This window comes from Edaphobacter flagellatus (assembly GCF_025264665.1).
Lineage (GTDB): Bacteria > Acidobacteriota > Terriglobia > Terriglobales > Acidobacteriaceae > Edaphobacter > Edaphobacter flagellatus.
Genome location: NZ_CP073697.1, coordinates 4078910 through 4097506 on the forward strand (window position 1 = coordinate 4078910; position 18597 = coordinate 4097506).

The 18597-nt window shown below is 57.1% G+C and carries 14 protein-coding genes; 9 read left to right on the top strand and 5 right to left on the bottom strand.

All coding sequences use genetic code 11. The annotated features are described in order from the left end of the window. Positions 1–80 precede the first annotated feature (80 nt). Positions 81–4271, top strand: a complete 4191-nt coding sequence (gene rpoC / locus KFE13_RS17055; RefSeq protein ID WP_260704796.1) for a DNA-directed RNA polymerase subunit beta' — start codon at positions 81–83, stop codon at positions 4269–4271. A 487-nt stretch (positions 4272–4758) separates the two neighbouring features. Here the strand turns inward: rpoC and KFE13_RS17060 are convergent, their stop codons facing one another. Continuing rightward, positions 4759–5217, bottom strand: a complete 459-nt coding sequence (locus KFE13_RS17060; RefSeq protein WP_260704797.1) for an energy transducer TonB — start codon at positions 5215–5217, stop codon at positions 4759–4761. Between the two features lie 314 nt (positions 5218–5531). Here KFE13_RS17060 and KFE13_RS17065 point away from each other — a divergent pair, with 314 nt between their 5' ends. Together KFE13_RS17065 and KFE13_RS17070 are read left to right on the top strand one after the other, a co-directional pair. After that, entirely contained in the window at positions 5532–6296 is a 765-nt protein-coding gene (locus KFE13_RS17065; protein WP_260704798.1) for an ROK family protein, read from the top strand. A gap of 138 nt (positions 6297–6434) precedes the next feature. Beyond that, the gene (locus KFE13_RS17070) at positions 6435–7877 is read left to right on the top strand and encodes an ATP-binding protein (RefSeq protein WP_260704799.1); all 1443 of its coding nucleotides are present in this window, start codon (positions 6435–6437) and stop codon (positions 7875–7877) included. Here KFE13_RS17070 and KFE13_RS17075 read toward each other — a convergent pair. Continuing rightward, the gene (locus KFE13_RS17075) at positions 7871–8359 is read right to left on the bottom strand and encodes a VOC family protein (protein ID WP_260704800.1); all 489 of its coding nucleotides are present in this window, start codon (positions 8357–8359) and stop codon (positions 7871–7873) included. The two genes, KFE13_RS17070 and KFE13_RS17075, sit on opposite strands and share 7 nt — an antisense overlap. Before the next feature lie 178 nt (positions 8360–8537). Between KFE13_RS17075 and KFE13_RS17080 the strand changes: the two genes are divergently transcribed. Beyond that, positions 8538–8795 (top strand): GlsB/YeaQ/YmgE family stress response membrane protein, encoded by a 258-nt coding sequence (locus tag KFE13_RS17080; RefSeq protein ID WP_260704801.1) that lies wholly within the window; start codon positions 8538–8540, stop codon positions 8793–8795. Here the strand turns inward: KFE13_RS17080 and KFE13_RS17085 are convergent. Then, positions 8783–11140 (bottom strand): sensor domain-containing protein, encoded by a 2358-nt coding sequence (locus KFE13_RS17085; RefSeq protein ID WP_260704802.1) that lies wholly within the window; start codon positions 11138–11140, stop codon positions 8783–8785. The two genes, KFE13_RS17080 and KFE13_RS17085, sit on opposite strands and share 13 nt — an antisense overlap. A 307-nt stretch (positions 11141–11447) precedes the next feature. Between KFE13_RS17085 and KFE13_RS17090 the strand changes: the two genes are divergently transcribed. The 5 genes from KFE13_RS17090 to pyk all read left to right on the top strand — a co-directional run bounded on the left by KFE13_RS17090 (position 11448) and on the right by pyk (position 15944). After that, positions 11448–12692 (top strand): VWA domain-containing protein, encoded by a 1245-nt coding sequence (locus tag KFE13_RS17090; protein WP_260704803.1) that lies wholly within the window; start codon positions 11448–11450, stop codon positions 12690–12692. A 154-nt stretch (positions 12693–12846) separates the two neighbouring features. Beyond that, positions 12847–13335 carry a thioredoxin family protein gene (locus KFE13_RS17095; RefSeq protein WP_260704804.1) on the top strand — a complete coding sequence of 163 codons (489 nt, stop codon included), beginning with the start codon at positions 12847–12849 and terminating at the stop codon, positions 13333–13335. Positions 13336–13396: 61 nt separating this feature from the next. Beyond that, on the top strand, positions 13397–14272 hold the full coding sequence (locus KFE13_RS17100) for a YihY/virulence factor BrkB family protein (protein WP_260704805.1): 876 nt from the start codon (positions 13397–13399) through the stop codon (positions 14270–14272). Between the two features lie 111 nt (positions 14273–14383). Then, positions 14384–15037 (top strand): pyruvate kinase, encoded by a 654-nt coding sequence (locus KFE13_RS17105; protein WP_260704806.1) that lies wholly within the window; start codon positions 14384–14386, stop codon positions 15035–15037. Beyond that, complete coding sequence (gene pyk, locus KFE13_RS17110; protein WP_260706990.1) at positions 15000–15944, top strand: pyruvate kinase; 945 nt, start codon at positions 15000–15002, stop codon at positions 15942–15944. The genes KFE13_RS17105 and pyk overlap by 38 nt, the downstream gene beginning before the upstream one ends. 84 nt (positions 15945–16028) lie before the next feature. On the opposite strand, the gene KFE13_RS17115 is transcribed toward pyk, so the two are convergent. Beyond that, positions 16029–17060, bottom strand: coding sequence for a DUF6807 domain-containing protein (locus KFE13_RS17115; RefSeq protein WP_260704807.1), 1032 nt, complete (start codon positions 17058–17060; stop codon positions 16029–16031). After that, the gene (locus KFE13_RS17120; RefSeq protein ID WP_260704808.1) at positions 17053–18402 is read right to left on the bottom strand and encodes a Gfo/Idh/MocA family protein; all 1350 of its coding nucleotides are present in this window, start codon (positions 18400–18402) and stop codon (positions 17053–17055) included. Before KFE13_RS17120 ends, KFE13_RS17115 begins: the two co-directional genes overlap by 8 nt. Positions 18403–18597: the final 195 nt, after the last annotated feature.

Here is an 18597-nt window from a genome sequence, read left to right on the forward strand (position 1 = left end):
CGCCGCGAGTTATCGCAAAGGATTCAGCAACCGCAGCGTGATGCTGCACTGCATGCGCAGAAATAAGGGAGACGCAAAATATGTTCCGCTCCAGCCCCTTCGAATTGACCGGACCGATCGCTGACTTCGACGCGATCAAGATTCAGCTTGCCAGCCCGGAGAAGATCCGCAGCTGGTCTCACGGCGAAGTTACCAAGCCGGAAACCATTAACTACCGTACCTTCAAGCCTGAGCGCGATGGCCTGTTCTGCGCCCGCATCTTTGGACCCATCACGGACTGGGAGTGCCTCTGCGGCAAGTACAAGCGCATGAAGCATCGCGGCGTGATCTGCGACAAGTGCGGCGTCGAGGTGACGCTCTCGAAGGTTCGCCGCGAGCGCCTGGGCCATATCGAGCTGGCTTCGCCCTGCTCGCACGTGTGGTTCTTCAAGGGCCTGCCTTCGCGTATCGGCCACCTGCTGGACATCTCGCTGCGCGAGCTGGAGGCTGTGCTTTACTTCGAGTCCTACGTTGTCGTCGATCCGGGCGACGCTCCGGTGAAGGAGCGCGAGGTCATCAAGGACGAGACCAAGTTCCGTGAGCTCGACCAGCAGTATCGCCCCACCGGCTTCAAGGCCATGATGGGCGCCGAGGCGATCAAGGAGCTGTTGAAACGCGTTGACGTCGCAGAGCTCGCGACCGAGCTGCGCGAGCGCATGAAGCAGGAATCATCGCTGCAGAAGAAGCTTAAGTATTCGAAGCGCCTCAAGATCGTCGAGGCCTTCCGCAAGTCGGACAACCTGCCGCAGTGGATGATCCTCGACGTAATCCCCGTGATTCCGCCGGAGCTTCGTCCTCTGGTGCCGCTGGACGGTGGCCGTTTCGCGACCTCAGACCTGAATGATCTGTATCGCCGCGTGATCAACCGTAATAACCGCCTCAAGAAGCTCATGGATCTTCATGCGCCTGAGGTCATTGTGCGCAACGAAAAGCGCATGCTGCAGGAGGCCGTCGATGCGCTGTTCGACAACGGCCGCCGTGGCCGCGTGTTGCGCGGTGCAAACAACCGTCCGCTGAAGTCGCTTTCCGACACCCTCAAGGGCAAGCAGGGCCGCTTCCGTCAGAACCTGCTCGGTAAGCGCGTGGACTACTCGGGCCGTTCGGTGATCGTCGTTGGTCCTGAGCTCGCGCTGCACCAGTGCGGTCTGCCGAAGAAGATGGCGCTTGAGCTCTTCAAGCCCTTCATCTATCACCGTCTGGAGCAGACGGGCCACTGCACGACCATCAAGCAGGCCAAGGAGATGGTGGAGCTGCAGGAGCCTATCGTGTGGGACATCCTCGAAGAGGTCATCAAGGATCATCCGGTCCTGCTGAACCGCGCTCCGACGTTGCATCGCCTCGGCATTCAGGCCTTCGAGCCTGTGCTGGTCGAAGGTAAGGCCATCAAGATTCACCCGCTGGTCTGCACCGCCTTCAACGCAGACTTCGACGGCGACCAGATGGCTGTGCACATTCCGCTCTCGCCTGAGGCGCAGATCGAGGCTTCGGTACTGATGCTGGCATCGCACAACATCCTTTCCCCCGCATCGGGTCAGCCGATTACGGTTCCGACGCAGGACCTGGTGCTTGGCCTGTACTACCTGACCAAGGCCAAGATTGGCGCGAAGGGTGAAGGCCGCGTCTTTGCGAACATCGAAGAAGTGCTGATGGCGCTCGAGGCCAAGCAGGTGGAGACGCTGACGCCGATTCGTCTGCGCTACACCGGCCCTGTGCTCGACATGACCACAGCCTACGACGATCAGGACATCACGCACACCGAGCCTGTCGAGTTCAACAAGCAGTACATCAGCACCACGGTTGGCCGCGCGATCCTGAACGACGCGCTCCCCGAGGGCATGCCGTATATCAACGGCCTGCTGAAGAAGAAGGGAATCGGCCAGCTGGTGAACTACTGCTATCTGAACCTCGGTCTTGAGGTCACGGTGAAGACGCTGGACCGCATCAAGGATCTTGGCTTCCGTTATGCAACGCGTTCGGGGCTGTCGGTCGGTCTGGACGACATGGTCATTCCGGAGTCGAAGTACACCACGGTTGCCGATGCTGAAAAGCAGGTCATCAACGTGCAGCAGCAGTATCTTGACGGCGCGATCACCAATGGTGAGCGTAACAACAAGGTCATCCAGATGTGGTCGGGTGTGACGGAAAAGGTCGCCGACGAGATGTTCGCCAACATGAAGAAGGCGGACAAGGAAGGAGCCATGAATCCGATCTACATCATGGCCGACTCCGGTGCTCGTGGTTCGAAGCAGCAGATCCGTCAGCTTTCGGGTATGCGTGGTCTGATGGCGAAGCCGTCGGGTGAAATTATCGAAACGCCGATCACCGCGAACTTCCGCGAAGGTCTGACCGTTCTGCAGTACTTCATCTCAACGCACGGCGCACGTAAGGGCCTTGCGGATACCGCTCTGAAGACCGCGGACTCGGGCTACCTGACTCGCCGTCTGGTCGATGTGGCACAGGACGTCATCATCTCGCAGAAGGATTGCGGCACGGTGGAAGGTATCTATGTCACCCCGATCATCGAAGCAGGCGAGACCATCGAGCCGCTGCGCGACCGTATCATTGGCCGCGTGTCTCTCGAGAAGCTCAAGGACTTCGAGGGCAACGTGATCGTCGACGTCAACCAGGAGATCGACGAAGATCTGGCAAGCGCAATCCAGGCTGCCGGTATCGAGAAGGTGAAGATCCGCTCTGTGCTCACCTGCGAGTCCAAGCGCGGTGCTTGCATCCTGTGCTACGGCCGTAACCTCGGTTCGGGCAAGATGGTTGAGATGGGCGAAGCCGTTGGCGTTATCGCGGCGCAGTCCATCGGCGAGCCTGGAACGCAGCTCACGATGCGTACCTTCCACATCGGTGGAACGGCATCGCGCGTCTCTGACACCTCGCACATTGAGGCGAAGAATGCTGGAACGGTGCGCTTCATCAACCTCGTCACTGTTCGCTCGAAGACCGGCGATCTGGTTGCGATGAACCGTAATGGCTCGATCGCAATCGTCGATGACAAGGGCCGCGAGAAGGAGCGCTATGCGATCGTCTACGGCGCGAAGCTGAAGGTCGAAGACGGCGCAACCGTTGCACTCGGCGATCGTCTCGGCGAGTGGGATCCCTACACCTTCTCCATCCTTACGGAGATTGCAGGTACAGTTCAGTTCAAGGACCTGCAGGAGGGTGTCACACTGCATGATGAGATCGACGAGGTCACCGGCCTTTCGCGTCTGGTCGTTGCGGATTCTCCGGATGAGAAGCGTCAGCCGACCATCGTCATCAAGTCTGCGCAGGGTAATAAGCGCTACCTGATGCCGAGCCGCGCTCACCTGATGGTGGCCGATGGCGACGAGCTTTCGCCCGGCGATGTGCTAGCGAAGATCCCGCGCGAAACCACGCGTACGAAGGACATCACCGGCGGTCTGCCGCGCGTCGTCGAGTTGTTCGAGGCCCGCAAGCCACGTGATCCAGCGATCATTTCGAAGATCGACGGTGTGGTTCGCTTCGGCGATGTCACCAAGGGACAGCGTAAGGTCTACGTCACGGCCGACAACGGCCAGGAAGAGGAATACTCGGTTCCGCGTGGCGTCTACGTCAACGTGCAGGAAGGCGAGCGTCTTCGTGCAGGTGATGCGCTGATCGACGGACCGCGCAACCCGCACGACATCCTTGAGGTGCTCGGCGAGCGCGCACTGCAGCAGTACCTGGTGAACGAGATCCAGGAAGTCTATCGCTTGCAGGGTGTGGCTATCTCCGATAAGCACATCGAGGTCATCGTTCGGCAGATGCTCCGCTGGGTGAAGGTTGAAGAGGTGGGCGATACCACTTTCCTCATCGACCAGCAGACGGATCGCTTCCGCTTCAATGCAGAGAACCAGCGTGTGCTGATGAACGGTGGCAAGCCCGCGATCGGTCGCTCGCTGCTGCTCGGCATCACGAAGGCGTCGTTGTCGACCGACAGCTTCATCTCGGCCGCCAGCTTCCAGGAGACTACCCGCGTCCTTACCGAGGCTTCGATCAATGGCTCGGTGGATACGCTGAAGGGTCTCAAGGAGAACGTCATCGTCGGCCGCCTGATCCCTGCCGGCACGGGCATGGAGTATTATCGCAACGTCCAGCTCTCACCAGAGCTTGAGGAAGCGGCAGCTCAGGTCCAGGCCGAGGTCCAGGAAGCGCACGACGCCGAAGAGCGCGAGCTTGAGGCAATGCGCATGGAAGGCGAGCAGGAAGAGATGGCCGCCGAGTAAGGCTACACGTCCGGCGAAACTCGTTTCGCGCAAAACTGAGGGTGGACTCGAAAGAGTCCACCCTCTTTCTTTGAATGCGTTATCGAAACATGCATATTTCAAATCAGGTGAGCGCCATCACATCCCTAAAGTGATCCATGAACGATTGTTGCAGTCATGGGAGATGCCACGCACATTTAGCGTGGTTTATTGTGCTTATGACATTGCCATCTTCGCCGGATCGAAGTAAGGGACCAAGCTCCGCTCTCTTTGTTATTGCGGTAGCTTTTATTGTTGGAGCGATTCTCGTCTTTCTCGTCCTAAAGCCGAGCTCATCGAGCACTCTGCAGAAGAGTCCACCGGAACAACCCGCTCGTCAGCAATAAACCTTTATGCGTTTTCGACTTGAAACGCGACGCCTTCGTGTGTCTACAGCACTAAGCTGCATAAAGTAAAGGGCGGACTCGAATCGAGCCCGCCTCATGATTGTCCAGCTGAAAATTTTGTCTTAGCGATATGACGGCGGAACAAGGTTGATCGACAGGTTCAGCGGAATGGCGACCGGCTGATCGCTGACCGTGCCGGGCTTGAAGCGGTACTGGCTGACAGCAGCAAGTACGTCCTTGTCGACAAGCGGGCCGGCCGACTGAACGATCTTCAGGTCGGTGGGAACGCCATCGGTGCCGACGATCATGCCGACTACAACGATGCGAGGTCCTGCATAGTTGAAAGGGGAGGGGCTTTCTGTGGCTACGTCAATGACGTGGATGAGCTTGGGAGCAACGACGCCGGTGGAGACGCGACGAGGAGTGGTTGCCGTTGCGGCTCCACGGTCGACAGCGTCAGTAATCTCTTTCGGAGTGGCAAGGCGCGATTCAAGAGTGGTCTTCGGTTGGGTAAGCGAATTTGCTTGAGCGTGAAGCAGGACGGGGGACAGGGCGAGTGCAGCCAGAATTGCTTTACGCATAAAATTTCTCCTTAGACGTTAGTAGTAACCATCACCAATATATTTTTTCAAGCATACGATTGTCAATCAATTTATTTATTGAGATATAAGTAATTACTTTTCAGTGGTTTATTTGCAGGCTTGGGCGGGCAGTAAGGTGATTTTTACGACTCGATAAAAGATGGTAAGAAGTGGAACCCCGGCGTAATGGAGCGGCAGATGGGGTGATTTCCAAGGAAGTTCTATCGCCTGACAATGTCCGGGCATTGCATGGGAATAGGTGTTTTGCGGATACGAGTTCCATCCTTGTGGCGTGGCGCGATATGCTTTTCCGCATGAAAGAGGTTCTTGTAATTGATGTCGGAGGCACCAATGTGAAGGTGTCGTCCACGAGCCAGCGAGTCCCCTTGAAGATCCCTTCAGGGCCGACGTTGACGGCGAAGATGATGGTGGAGCAGGTGAAGCAGGCGACGCGCAGCTGGAAATATGATTGCGTTTCGATTGGCTATCCGGGGCCGGTTTCGCACGATCACCCACTGGCTGAACCGCACAATCTTGCGCCAGGCTGGATCGACTTCCAGTACAAAAAGTCCTTCAACAAGCCGCTGCGCTTTATCAATGACGCAGCGATGCAGGCACTCGGTGGTTATCGTGGCGGGCGTATGCTCTTTCTGGGAACAGGCACAGGGCTGGGGTCGGCGATGATCTACGAGGGCGTCGTGGTTCCGCTGGAGCTTGCGCATCTGCCTTACAGGAAGGGGCGCACGTATGAGGAATATCTCGGCAAAGAGGGCCTTGAGGAGCGTGGTAAGAAGGAGTGGCGTAAATCCGTGCTGGATGTCATTGCTCGCCTGCAGGCTGCACTGGTATGCGACTACGTCCTGTTAGGTGGCGGCAACGCCAAGCTGATGAAGGACCTTCCTGCGCATGTGATTCTCGGGGACAACAGCAATGCGGTGCTCGGCGGGATTCGGTTGTGGGATACGACGAATGAACGTAAGGTGCTGGTGGCGTTGCGGAAAGATGACGATATTCTGACTGCGCCGAAGGCGGTTGCAAACGGTGCCGGTCGCGGGGGAATTGTGAGGCGCAGCAGCTAGACGCGCATCTAAAGGTGTGAATCCCTCGGCGCTGGCATTTCTGGTTTAGTCTAAGTATCGCCACGCGCGAAAAGGAGCCCTGCAATCGCTACCGAGACGACATTCGATCTTCCCACTTCGCCGCAGGCTATCGGCCGCGTGCTTGCTGCTGCACCAGAGACGCCTACCTCGTTGGACAAGATCGTCGAGGCGTTGCGCACCGTGCCTGCTCTGGAGGGACTGGCCGACTCAGAGTATCGCTGGCTGGCAACGCACAGCACAGAGCGTGTCGGTGAAGACGGGGCATTGATCTTCTGCGAGAACGAGCTCGCGTTCCACATGAACATCATTCTGCGCGGCGACGTTATGGCGCACCGGCGAAAGTCTGGTCCGGTGGCCCGCTTCGTGGGGCGCACGTCGCGAGTTACGGGGAAGCTGCCGTTCTCGCGTATGAAGACATGGGGGGCGGATGGACGCAGCGTGGGACCAGTATGGGTTCTGGACGTCCACGAGGATCTCTTCGACGAGATGTTGTGTGTGATTCCGTCGATGGCGCAGCGCTGTGTAACGTTGCTGCTGGATCGTGTCCGCGACTTTACGCGTATGGATGAGCAGGCTGAGAAGCTGCTCGCATTAGGTAAGCTTGCTGCGAACCTGTCGCATGAGTTGAACAATCCCGCTTCCGCTGCACAGCGCTCCGCCTCGATGATCGCTGCTGGATTGGGCGAGGCAGACGAGGCGAAGTATCGTCTCGGCAGGCTATTCGCATCTGAGGAGGAGATGGAGCGTTACAACGCCTGGGCACGCGATGTGCGGAAGCAGGTGAAGAGCGCGCAAAGTTTTTCTCCGATTCCTAAGAGCCCGCTTGAGGCAAGCGACCAGGAAGAGGCCATGGTGCGCTGGCTGGAGCAACATCATGTGCCATCGCCGTGGGATATCGGTCCGGTACTTGCGGAGATGCGGGTATCGGTCGAGATGCTCGATCAGCTTGCATCGCAAATCAACGCGCAGGTATTGCCTGCCACGATCAGCACCTTTGCCAATTCGCTGCGCGTGGAGGCGATGGCGGATACGGTTGTGGATTCAAGCGAGCGTATCTTCGAATTGATCAGTGCAATTCGTGGCTACTCGTTTATGGATCAGGCGCCGATACAGGAGATCGATCTGGCGCAGTCGATCGAGAATACGCTGGCGATGTTCCGCTCGCGCATGAGCCGTGTGATAACGAAGCTGGAGTTTGAGCCGGACCTTTCGCGAGTAAGCGCATATGGCAGCGAATTGAATCAGGTGTGGTCGGCACTGATTGAGAATGCGCTGGATGCGATGCACGATCAGGGAGCGCTAACGATTGCGATTCGTCAAACCGGGCAGACGATGATCGTCGAGGTAAAAGATGACGGAACCGGGATTGATCCAGCTATCCAGTCCCGCATCTTCGAACCGTTCTTTACAACGAAGCCGTTAGGCACGGCGATGGGTCTTGGGCTAGATACGGTACAGCGCATCGTCAACAAGCATGCAGGTTCTGTCGCGATGGAATCGGTACCGCACAGCACGTGCTTCCAGGTGCGCATTCCGATCAATCTACTGCAGGCTTATTGAGCTTCTGCAAGCAGAGACTCAAGATGGAGCGGACGCGTGTACATGGCCAACTCGCCATGAGCATCTCGTGGCCATTCGTCTTTGGGCCGATCGCGATATAGCTCAACACCATTGCCGTCGGGATCGCGAAGGTAGAGTGCTTCGCTTACGCCGTGGTCCGCTGCTCCGTCGAGTTGAATACCGGCTTTGAGAAGGCGTTTCAAGGCATCGCCAAGCGCTGCGCGATCAGGGTAGAGAAGCGCGAGGTGATACAGCCCAGTGGTGCCGGGAGCAGGTGGCTCTCCATCACGGCTCTCCCATGTGTTCAGCCCGATGTGGTGATGATAGCCCCCAGCGGAGAGGAAGGCAGCAGAGTTGCCGATTCGCTGTGTGACTTTTAAACCAAGAACGTTCTGGTAGAAATTGAGGGCGCGCTCAAGGTTAGCTACCTTCAGGTGAACATGTCCTACCTGTACGCCGGGATGGATCTCGTGATGGTTCATAAACAGTTAGATGAATCTGTAGCGCGAAGGAATCGCAGCCTCGGCTTATAGGTAGGGGGCAAATATGCAAGCCGGGTGCGAATTTACTATTCCATTTTGCGCGTTCGCCGGTATGCTTATCTGCACTTGCGAATCGTCCGGAGAAATCCGGACACAATCTGAAGCATGGAGGACCTTTATGTTGAGTCTGTTGTGGACAGCCCTGATCGGTCTCGTTGTTGGTGCGCTCGCTAAATTGATCATGCCGGGTAAAGATCCTGGCGGCATTCTTATTACGATGGTCCTGGGCATTGCCGGATCCTTCGTCGGAACCTTCCTCGGCCGCCTGGTAGGACACTATCAGGAAGGACAATCAGCCGGGTTCATCATGTCGTTGCTGGGCGCAGTCATCCTGCTGGGTATCTATCACTTCATCAAACAGCGTCAGATGGTGTAACGTCCAGAATCGGAAGTTTGTAGAGCACCCACCACATTACAATCGCGGATCGAGTCGGTGAACTCGTAGGCAGGCACAGGGAGGCCAATATAGTTTCCCTGTGCTTCATCGCATTTACGGCGCATCAGGAAGCGCAGCTGCTCTTCGGTTTCGACTCCCTCAGCAACAACCCGGATCGCCAGGCCATGAGACATGGCAATGATGGTTCGAACAACGGCGGCAGCGTTCGGGTCGGTTCCAGCCTGCTTGACGAAGCTTTTATCAATCTTCAGTCGGTCGACCTGATATTGCAGCAGGTAGGAGAAGCTGCAGAAGCCGGTGCCAAAATCGTCGATGGAGATGCGTGCGCCGAGCTCACGAATCTTTTGCAGCTTCTCAAGATTGCCGTCGGAGTTCACCATCAGCATGTTCTCTGTGATCTCAATCTCAAGGTTGCGCGCAGCAAGTCCGCTGCTGGCGAGTGCGTGCGCGATCACATCCACTAAATTGCGTTGCTGCAGCTGACGTGGCGAGAGATTGACGGAGACAGTGAGATCGGATCCAGCTTCATCCTGTAGCGCCTTGCCTTCGCGGCATGCGGTCATAAAGGCCCATTCGCCGATGGGAACAATCAGGCCTGTCTCTTCTGCCAGGGGGATGAACTGTGCAGGAGGTACATTGCCCAGTCGCGGATGCTTCCAGCGAAGCAGCGCCTCCATGCCTGTAATCATGCCGGTCGTCAGCGAGAGCTGCGGCTGATAGTGAAGCGATAACTCACCGTTCGCAAGGGCATGGCGAAGAGCATGCTCCATCATCAGCCGGTCGGCTGTCTCTTTGAGCATGTCTTCGCTGAAGATCTGATGCTGGTTGCGTCCATTCTCTTTCGCCGCATACATCGCGGAGTCGGCACGCTTCAACAGATGCTTCGCGTCGGATGCAAAGTCTGGATAGACGCAGACGCCGATGCTGGCGGTGACGTTCACCAGGTGATTGTCGATGTCGATCTCCGGCGCAAACTTGCTCACCAGATTGACAGCGCACAAATCAACGTCGGCAAGGCTGGTGATGTCAGTCATCACCACGACGAACTCATCGCCTCCAACGCGGGCCACAATATCAGTACTGCGCACGGAACGCCGCAGGCGATTGGCTGCTTCAATGAGAATCTGATCGCCGGAAGTATGGCCGAGCGAGTCGTTGATGCGCTTGAACTGATCCAGATCGATGACAAAGAGCGCAACCTTGGTGCCGTATCTGCGTGCTCGCTCGACAGCTTCAACGGTCTTATCGCGCAACAGAGCACGGCCCAACAACCCGGTCAGCTGGTCGTGGGTTGCCAGATGTGTGACGTACTGCAGCATCTGCCTGCGTTCCGTAATGTCGAATGAGATGCCGACAAATCCGCTCACTTCGCCAGCTTCAGATCGTACAGCGCGCATTGCGAGATTGATGGGGATTTTGCTTCCATCGCGCTTGACCAGGGTCCACTCTTTTTCTTCGATCTCACCCGCTGCCGCACCGGCGGAAAGAACTTCAAAGCCGATGCGATCCATACTGTCGGCAATATCGAGAGCATCGCCGGCCTTCGCCGCCAGTTCTCGCTCGTCATGCAGAATTGTCAACGGCGCTTTGCCGATGAGCTCTTCACGTGTATAGCCGGTCAGTTTTTCGGCGGCGAGATTCATCTCGGTAATCGTGCCGCTCACGTCGGTAGCGATGATGCTGAAGGGGGCGTTCTGGATGACAGAATCGGTAAATTCGACCAGGTGCTCGTATCGCTGATGCGTTGCCTTGGATTCGCTGATGTCGCTTACAGTAACGGCGAGTCCATCCGACAGGCGAACTACCTGCACTCGAATCCACGGGGCTTTGAGTAGGTTTCCTTCCGGTACCTGAAGCTCTTTGCTGAAGGGAACTCCCGTCTCAACGACCTGACAGCAGCGGTCAAACATTGGCCCGGCCTTCAGGATGGGCATGGCGTCGCAGAGGCTATGCTGAAGCAGTTCCGCGCGCGGACGCCCGGTTAGTTTTTCCGCATTGGCGTTAACATATTGGAAGCGAAAGTCGGTGATGCGTCCGTTCGGATCGCGGACAGCTTCAAGGATGGAAAAAGTATCCAGGCTGGCTTCCGCGGCTGCCAGGAACTTCGATTCGGCATCTTCGACACCTTTATGAGCAGCCTTGCGCTCTCGCTCGCGTTCAATGGTCCAAAAAACGATTGCGGCGCCCGCGCAGATGGTCGCGGTGATGATGAGCGCATCCAGACGCGTTCCGCGGACGAGGCTCCAGGACGCTGTCAGCGCCAGACCCACAAGCGCCACTGACAGACCAGCCTTCCACATCCACGGTCGTGGGGAATCGAGCACCCAAGCCCTCAAAGAAGTTATCTCAACTGAAGAAGTGTACCGCTATCAGAACCCATTCCTTATCTTTTCTCTGATTCTGATGCTGCATTTGGTGTTTCTGTTTGCACCGTAGCATTCCGACTTTCGTTTTCAAAGAAATCTTCTTATCAAAATCGTTCTTCTGTATTTACCCGTTTGAGTCAACTGGCCTTTTATGAAGCACTTCTATCCTCCCACGAAACGCAAGGAGAGGCGTAAGAACGAAGGTCTATAGACTTATGGGTGCCTGTAGAAATTTTGGATGTTACAAAAGCAGGGTTTCGTTAACTTGAACCTTGGCGCAACGATCGTCGTCTATACCGATATGTTGCGAATCTGCGCTGCTCGATATGCGCCTTTTGGTCGTTACTTTGGAGTTCTCCTGGTCTTTGCTGGCCTGGCCGCAGCTCAAACCCCAGCGGCATCGCCCCCGGCCTCCGGCTCGCCTACACCAACCATCTCCGTCGATGCCCGACTTGTAAATATGCCCGTCGTCGTCAGGGATAAGAAAGGCGCACTTGTTCATAACCTGACCAAAGAAGACTTCGTGCTCCAGGTCGATGGACATCCGCAGACGATCCGTTACTTCGACATCGATGCGAACCTTCCTCTGACGCTGGGACTGCTGATCGATACCAGCTTCAGCCAGCGCGATGCGATTGACGAGGAACGTGCTGCCAGCGGAACCTTTCTCGACCAGATGCTGAAGACGGGCAAGGACCAGGCGTTCGTTATCCAGTTTGCCCGCCAGACGGAGTTGCTGCAGGATTTGACGAACTCCAGAGCCAAGCTGCAGGCTGCGTTGAAGGAAGTGGATACTCCCAGTCCGAACGCTCCCTCGGACAATTCATCGGATCAGACCAGCGATTCTGGCAGTGGAAGTGGCCGGAGAGGGCGTCGGGGCGGACATGGAGGCGGTACGGCCCTCTACGATGCGACCTTTCTTGCCTCCGACGAACTGATGAGCAAGCAGAAAGGCAGGAAGGCCCTCATCATTCTCTCGGATGGTGTGGATAGCGGCAGCAAGGAGACGCTGGTGAAGTCGATCGAGGCTGCGCAGCGTGCCGACACGATCCTCTACGCTATTTATTTCAAGGGGAAGGAGCAGAGCGGACAATGGGATGACCGCTCACGTGGTGGCGGCGGATTCCCGGGTGGTGGTGGACGATTCCCCGGCGGCGGAGGAGGCTATCCCGGAGGACATGGCGGCGGTTATCCCGGCGGCGGCGGGCAGGGTGGTGGCCGCGGTGGTGGCGGGGGTACCAGCCATGTCGATGGCAAGAAGATTCTGGAGCGCATGACGCAGGAGACCGGCGGACGGCTGTTCGAAGTCAGCAAAAAACAGACCGTGGCCCAGATTTACGACCAGATCGCCGAGGAGCTGCACGCTCAGTATCGGTTGGGATACACGCCCGATGCGAGACCGTGGCCCAGATTTACGACCAGATCGCCGAGGAGCTGCACGCTCAGTATCGGTTGGGATACACGCCCGATGCGACAACCTCGACGGACGGCTATCACCAGATCGATCTGAGCACCCGCCAGAAGGACCTGCGCGTGCAGACCCGCGACGGTTATTACGCCGGGCAGTAGGAGGCGGGTCTTTGTAAAGTGCTCTTGTGACCACCGCCGTGCTGATGCATCTTATTAGATGGATGTATTTTTAAGCGCGTAAAGGTGGATATCGCATGTACGCAATATCGCGGAATGTTTTGACGGCGGCGGTTCTTGCTCTGTTGATTGCACCGGCTGGCGCCGGCGCGCAGATGGCGCCTCCATTTGTGAAGAAGCACCTCTATTCAGCGGAGGCCGATCCGAAGGCAGATATCGCCGCCGCGCTCAAAAAGGCAAGAGCAGAGAAGAAGCGCGTCATCCTCGACTTTGGCGGCGATTGGTGCGGTGACTGCCAGGTGCTCGACATCTACATGCATCAGAGCCCGAATGCACAGCTGCTCGATAAGCACTTCGTTGTTGTGCATGTCGATATAGGCCGTTTCGACCACAACGTGGATATCGCGACGAAGTACAAGGTCCCCATTAAGAAGGGTGTACCTGCGCTTGCTGTGCTCGATGCTAATGGCAGGCTGCTCTATTCGCAGGAGAACAAAGAGTTCGAGAACATGCGAGAGATGAAGTCCAGTGATGTCACGGACTTTTTGAATCGTTGGAAGGCCTGATCGACCTCACGTCAACGTGTATGCTGTCGGACAGAACCCTTGGGAGAATCTGACTTCATCTGTGAGACGGCTGCTTCGCACACACGTGATTCTGCACCGCGCTGTCGTAAGCTCGGCAGACCACGACATTGTCAATCTGGCGCAGTCGGCAGCGTATTCAGCCATCATCGCTCTTTTTCCCGCATTAATCGTCGCCGCGGCCATTATTGCGCTGTTGCCTGATACCGCGCCCGTTCGCGGCCAGTTAGGCGCTTTTTTCGATAGAGTTCTTCCGCCGGATGTCGTGCCCATGCTTGAGGGGTACTTCGATAACCACCGATCCAAATCCACGCAGGCTCTGATCGTTGCCTTCCTGGTCTCTATTAGCGGGGCATCGACGGTCATCACAACGTATATGGAAGGCATACGACGCGCCCACGGTCTTCCAGATGATTGCTGGACTTTCTGGAGCCGCCGCTGCCGGGCCTTTGCTCTGGTTCCGCTCTCTCTGGTTCCGCTCAGTATTGCCAGCCTGATGGTTGTCTTTGGCCATGTCTTTACGACATGGCTCGTGCATCACGTCATTCCGACGATGCGCACGGAGGTCTACATCATTGCGTCGGTTGCGCGTTGGCTGGTGGCGTTGGCTGGATCAATAGGACTGATGGCGCTGATCTACCACATGGGTACGCCGATACGGCAGCCCTGGCGTCGAGTGCTCCCGGGAGCAGTTGCCGCGACCATCATGTGGTTTGTGACCACACTGATCTTTGGCTGGTACGTTACTCGATTTGCGAACTACTCCCAGGTCTACGGCTCGCTCGGAGCAGGCATAGCACTTCTTTTCTGGTTGTTTATTGTCTCCCTCAGCGTCTTCTTCGGAGCGGAATTCAACTCGCAGTTCCACCTGCACGGAACTTATCCGGATTCCCCGGAGAACTCTTCTGAAGCGATTTAGGTTCTTGTAGCCTTGCGCGGTTAGAATGACCAACGGACACAAAAATCAGTGGACAGAGCGGTGGAACATCTTCCCCTGTGATGCTTTGAAAGGGAACTCAGCAGCAATCGTATGGCGACCTCAGTGAAACCTGTTTTTCTTGACACCATCTCCGGCGCAAGTGGACGTCCACGCCGCGCTAAGATCGTTGGCACTCTTGGTCCGGCATCGAGCTCCGTGGATGTCTTTCGCCAGCTCGTACGAGCGGGACTCGATGTGGCCCGTCTGAACTTCTCGCATGGAACGCACGCACAGAAGGCCGAACTGATTCGTATGGTCCGTCAGGTCTCGAAAGAGGAAGGGAAGCCTATCTGCATCCTCGCCGACCTGCAAGGCCCCAAGATTCGTACCGGCAAGCTGAAGGATCACAAGCCTGTTCAACTGGTGGCGGGTAAGCAGCTCATTATCACTCCACGCGAGATCGCCGGTACCGCTTCCATGGTAGGCACTACTTTCACGACACTGGCTGAGAACCTTGAGCCCGGCTCGCGCATTCTGCTCTCCGACGGCCTCATCGAGCTAAGCGTCGAGCAGGTCAAGGGCGGCGATGTTGTCTGCAAGATCATCAATGGAGGCATGCTCGGGGAAAATAAAGGCATCAATCTTCCCGGTATTCCGGTCAAAGTACCGTCGCTGACCGCGAAGGACGAAGATCAATCTTCCCGGTATTCCGGTCAAAGTACCGTCGCTGACCGCGAAGGACGAAGAAGACCGGACTGCCGATGATATTCGCCACGTCAAGAACCGTCTGGCGGCGCTTAACTCGGACGCATGGATCGTCGCCAAGCTCGAGAAGCCGCAGGCAGTCGAGCATCTCGACTCCATCCTTGAGATCACCGATGCCATTATGGTTGCCCGTGGCGACCTTGGCGTCGAGGTGCCGCCGGAAAAAGTGCCTGCAATCCAGAAACACATCATTCGCCGTGCTTCGGAGTACCGCAAGCCGGTGATCACTGCGACCCAGATGCTTGAGTCGATGATTGAAAATCCGCGGCCGACGCGCGCTGAGGCCTCCGACGTTGCCAACGCCGTCTACGACGGAACGGATGCCGTCATGCTCTCTGCCGAAAGCGCCGCAGGCAAGTATCCCGTCGAAGCCGTCGCCATGATGGCAAAGATCGTTGCCGAGACAGAGGAGCAGATTCGCATCGATCCTCCGTCCATTCGCCATCCGCGCGGCATCCAGCTTTCCGTGGCCGAGACCATCTGCGAGTGCATGGCGCACTCGGCAGAAGATCTCGATCTTGCAGCCATCGCCATCTTTACCGAGAGCGGTGCTACCGCGCGCCTACTGTCGAAGTACCGCCCCGACCCGCCGATCTACGCGCTCTCGCCCTTCCCGCATGTCATCAATCGCTGCATGTTGTTGTGGGGCACGTATCCTCTGCTCTGCGGCCGCTTCCACGATACGGACTCGCTCGTGAACATGGCCGAGGACATGCTGGAAACGCATGGTCGCGTGCAGGACAGGCAGATCGTCGGCATCGTCGCCGGAACCCGTACTCGCTCTGGCGCCACCAACTTCATGCGCCTGCATATGATCGGTGATCGCGATGCCGACATTCCGGGCAAGGCTGCGAAGACCAACGGTGCAAAGAAACCGGCAAAGAAGAAGGCTGCAAAGAAGCCCTAGCTGTGATCGTCTCACCCAACAAAAAGCCGCCTCAGGAGATCGAGGCGGCTTTCCTGTCAGCTGCGGATTTGCGTGTGAATACGGTTACTTCGCCTGTGCTTCAAATGCGGCGGATGCTTTATTCATCTCATCGGCTGTGACGTCATGCGACGAGATGACGACGCGATAGTGGAAGGTGACCGACTTACCTTTCTCCACCGTGTAATCCAGCTGCGGCTGCTTTGAATCGAAGATCTTCTGCCCCAGCGGGTTCGCCGCAAACAATCCATAGCCACGCGCATGCCAGTACGTCGGATAGTTCGGATTCTCCGTATGGTCGAGGATGGCAATCGTCTCCGTGTGCCCATCTGGCGTGGTGCCGGTCAGCTTGCACCACTTGCCGCGTGTGGACCACACTGCATCGCCCTGCACGCCTTGGCTGGTCAGGTAGACACCCGTCGCTCCAGCCGTATTGCCTTCCACCTTCGTTGGGCGTCCACTGGCATCGGCGAAGGTGCCACCCTTCTCCGTCGGTGATTCGAGGAAGTGTGCCACACGAATGCCCAGTACGCCTTCCTTGTCATCGTGAAAGACAACCTTGTCGAGAGCAGTCAGTGTCACGGTCATATCGATCGTGCGCGCATCGCCCATCTGCCAGAAGACATACTTCGTCCGCTGGTTCAGAATCTTCTGTCCTGCGCCCGTCTCCCACACCGAGTCCGTCACCAGCTCGCCTTTGGCTCCGCTCTTTGCGGAGACGATCTTTTCCTGGTGGATCGTCCCCATCTTCGGTCGCTGGTCTTCCTTGATCGCGTCCGAGTTGTTCCAGAAGTCGAAGCCGTTTGCGTTGCCATAGTTAAACCACAGCCCCGCATGATGCGGATGATCGACGCGTTCGGTATCGCGCGGAGCCAGGGGATATCCGCGCGTCACCGTAACGCCATCGGCTGCAACCAACGGAAACAATACCGGCTTCTTGAGCGTGTTCGGCCACACATAAGCGGTGAAAAGCTTGCCGTCGATCGTGACATCGACGCGCTGCTTCGCCTCGTCTGTTTTGACCTCTACTCTCGAAGCCGCCGTTGCCATCTGCAAGCCGCTCATCACCAGCACAGAGCCCAGAAGCAGCTTATGCATACACCTTGCCTCCGGCCAGAATCTGCTGCGTCTTCTGGTTGAACGTGATCTTCTGCCCGCTTTGCATCGCAGCAATGCACATGCATAGCGCGACCGAGTGGCTATAGCCCGCATCGACGTTTGCATTCGGCTGCTTGCGCGACCGCACGCATTCCATCCAGTTCCGCATATTGGCCGAGGTCTGGTTATCTGCACCAGTATTGGCTGCGGTCGAAACCTCCTCCGCCTGCCCGAGTGAGAACGAGCCCAGCAGATTTGCCTTCATGCCCATCTCAGCCGCCGCCTTCGCCGTCAATCCGCCGGTGGAGTTCACCACCTGCTTATCCATATCCAGCGAGCCGCCGTTCGAGTAGTAGATCTCCTTCACGCCGCCTGCCGAATTCGTCTGCCGCGACGAGTACAGCACCTGGAAACCTTTGCTCAAATCATCCTCTGGGCCATAGTCGAAGACCGCCGTCAGCGTGTCCCAGTTCTTGCGTCCATCATGCCACTGGTAGATGCCACCGTTGGCAACGACGCTGCGCGGATTCGGATAGCCCGAGAACCAGTGAACCGTGTCGATCTGGTGCACCAGCCACTGATCGGGAATGCCCGACGAATATGGCCAGAAGAGGCGGAACTCAAGATACTTCCTGGCATCGAACGGCTCATATGGCTGGTCCATCAGATAACGCTTCCAATCCGTGTCCTGTTCTTTCAGCAGAGGCACCACATCCGGCCTGCGCCAGCGTCCGGGCTGGTTTACGTTCCACGTCATCTCCACCATATTGATGTCGCCGAACTGGCCGCTCTTGATGTAGTCGTACGCCTTCATGTAGCTCGGCGTCGAACGGCGCTGCGTGCCGATCTGCACAATCTGCTTGTTCGCATGCACCGTATTGCGAATCGCCAGCGCATCCTTCATCGTATGCGCCAGCGGCTTCTCCACATACGCATCACGTCCGGCCTTCACCGCCTCCACTCCATGCTTGGCATGCTGGAAGTCAGCGGTTGCGATCAACACGGCATCGACATCCTTGCGCGCATAGAGCTCGTCGTTATTGCGTACCGTATCGACCTTCGGGCCGCCGTGCTTCTGAATATAGGCAACGCCGTCTTCGCGACGCTTGCTCCAAAGATCTGAGATGGCGACAAACTCGAAGTTCATCTCCTTCGAGTGCTGCAGAAAGGAGGGAATCAGCGCGCCCTTCATGCGGTCGCCGCAACCCACCACGGCCGTACGAACGCGATCGTTCGCGCCCACGATTTTTGCATAGCTGGTGGCGCTCCACGTCGCGACAGTGCCTGCAACCGCGGCTCCCATCTTCACGAACTCACGCCGGCTCGTCTGCTCCAATGCCATCTTCCTGCTCCTTTAGGACAAAACGTATGCGCTCAGGAAGACAGTCCATCGCCTCTGTCGGGCACCAAAGCACGCATAACAGCACCAGAACGCGGACGCTTCACTTAGCGTCGAAAGTGTACAGAATCCGAGAGAGGTTTGACCACTAAAGAATGAAGATCACGGAAAACATTCATTCTTATGTATCAATAGAGA

Excerpts from the sequence above, each read along its gene's own strand:
- rpoC (WP_260704796.1), top strand. The coding sequence starts at position 81 with ATGTTCCGCTCCAGCCCCTTCGAATTGACCGGACCGATCGCTGACTTC.
- KFE13_RS17060 (WP_260704797.1), bottom strand. The coding sequence starts at position 5,217 with ATGCGTAAAGCAATTCTGGCTGCACTCGCCCTGTCCCCCGTCCTGCTT.
- KFE13_RS17065 (WP_260704798.1), top strand. The coding sequence starts at position 5,532 with ATGAAAGAGGTTCTTGTAATTGATGTCGGAGGCACCAATGTGAAGGTG.
- KFE13_RS17075 (WP_260704800.1), bottom strand. The coding sequence starts at position 8,359 with ATGAACCATCACGAGATCCATCCCGGCGTACAGGTAGGACATGTTCAC.
- KFE13_RS17080 (WP_260704801.1), top strand. The coding sequence starts at position 8,538 with ATGTTGAGTCTGTTGTGGACAGCCCTGATCGGTCTCGTTGTTGGTGCG.
- KFE13_RS17095 (WP_260704804.1), top strand. The coding sequence starts at position 12,847 with ATGTACGCAATATCGCGGAATGTTTTGACGGCGGCGGTTCTTGCTCTG.
- KFE13_RS17105 (WP_260704806.1), top strand. The coding sequence starts at position 14,384 with ATGGCGACCTCAGTGAAACCTGTTTTTCTTGACACCATCTCCGGCGCA.
- KFE13_RS17115 (WP_260704807.1), bottom strand. The coding sequence starts at position 17,060 with ATGCATAAGCTGCTTCTGGGCTCTGTGCTGGTGATGAGCGGCTTGCAG.
- KFE13_RS17120 (WP_260704808.1), bottom strand. The coding sequence starts at position 18,402 with ATGGCATTGGAGCAGACGAGCCGGCGTGAGTTCGTGAAGATGGGAGCC.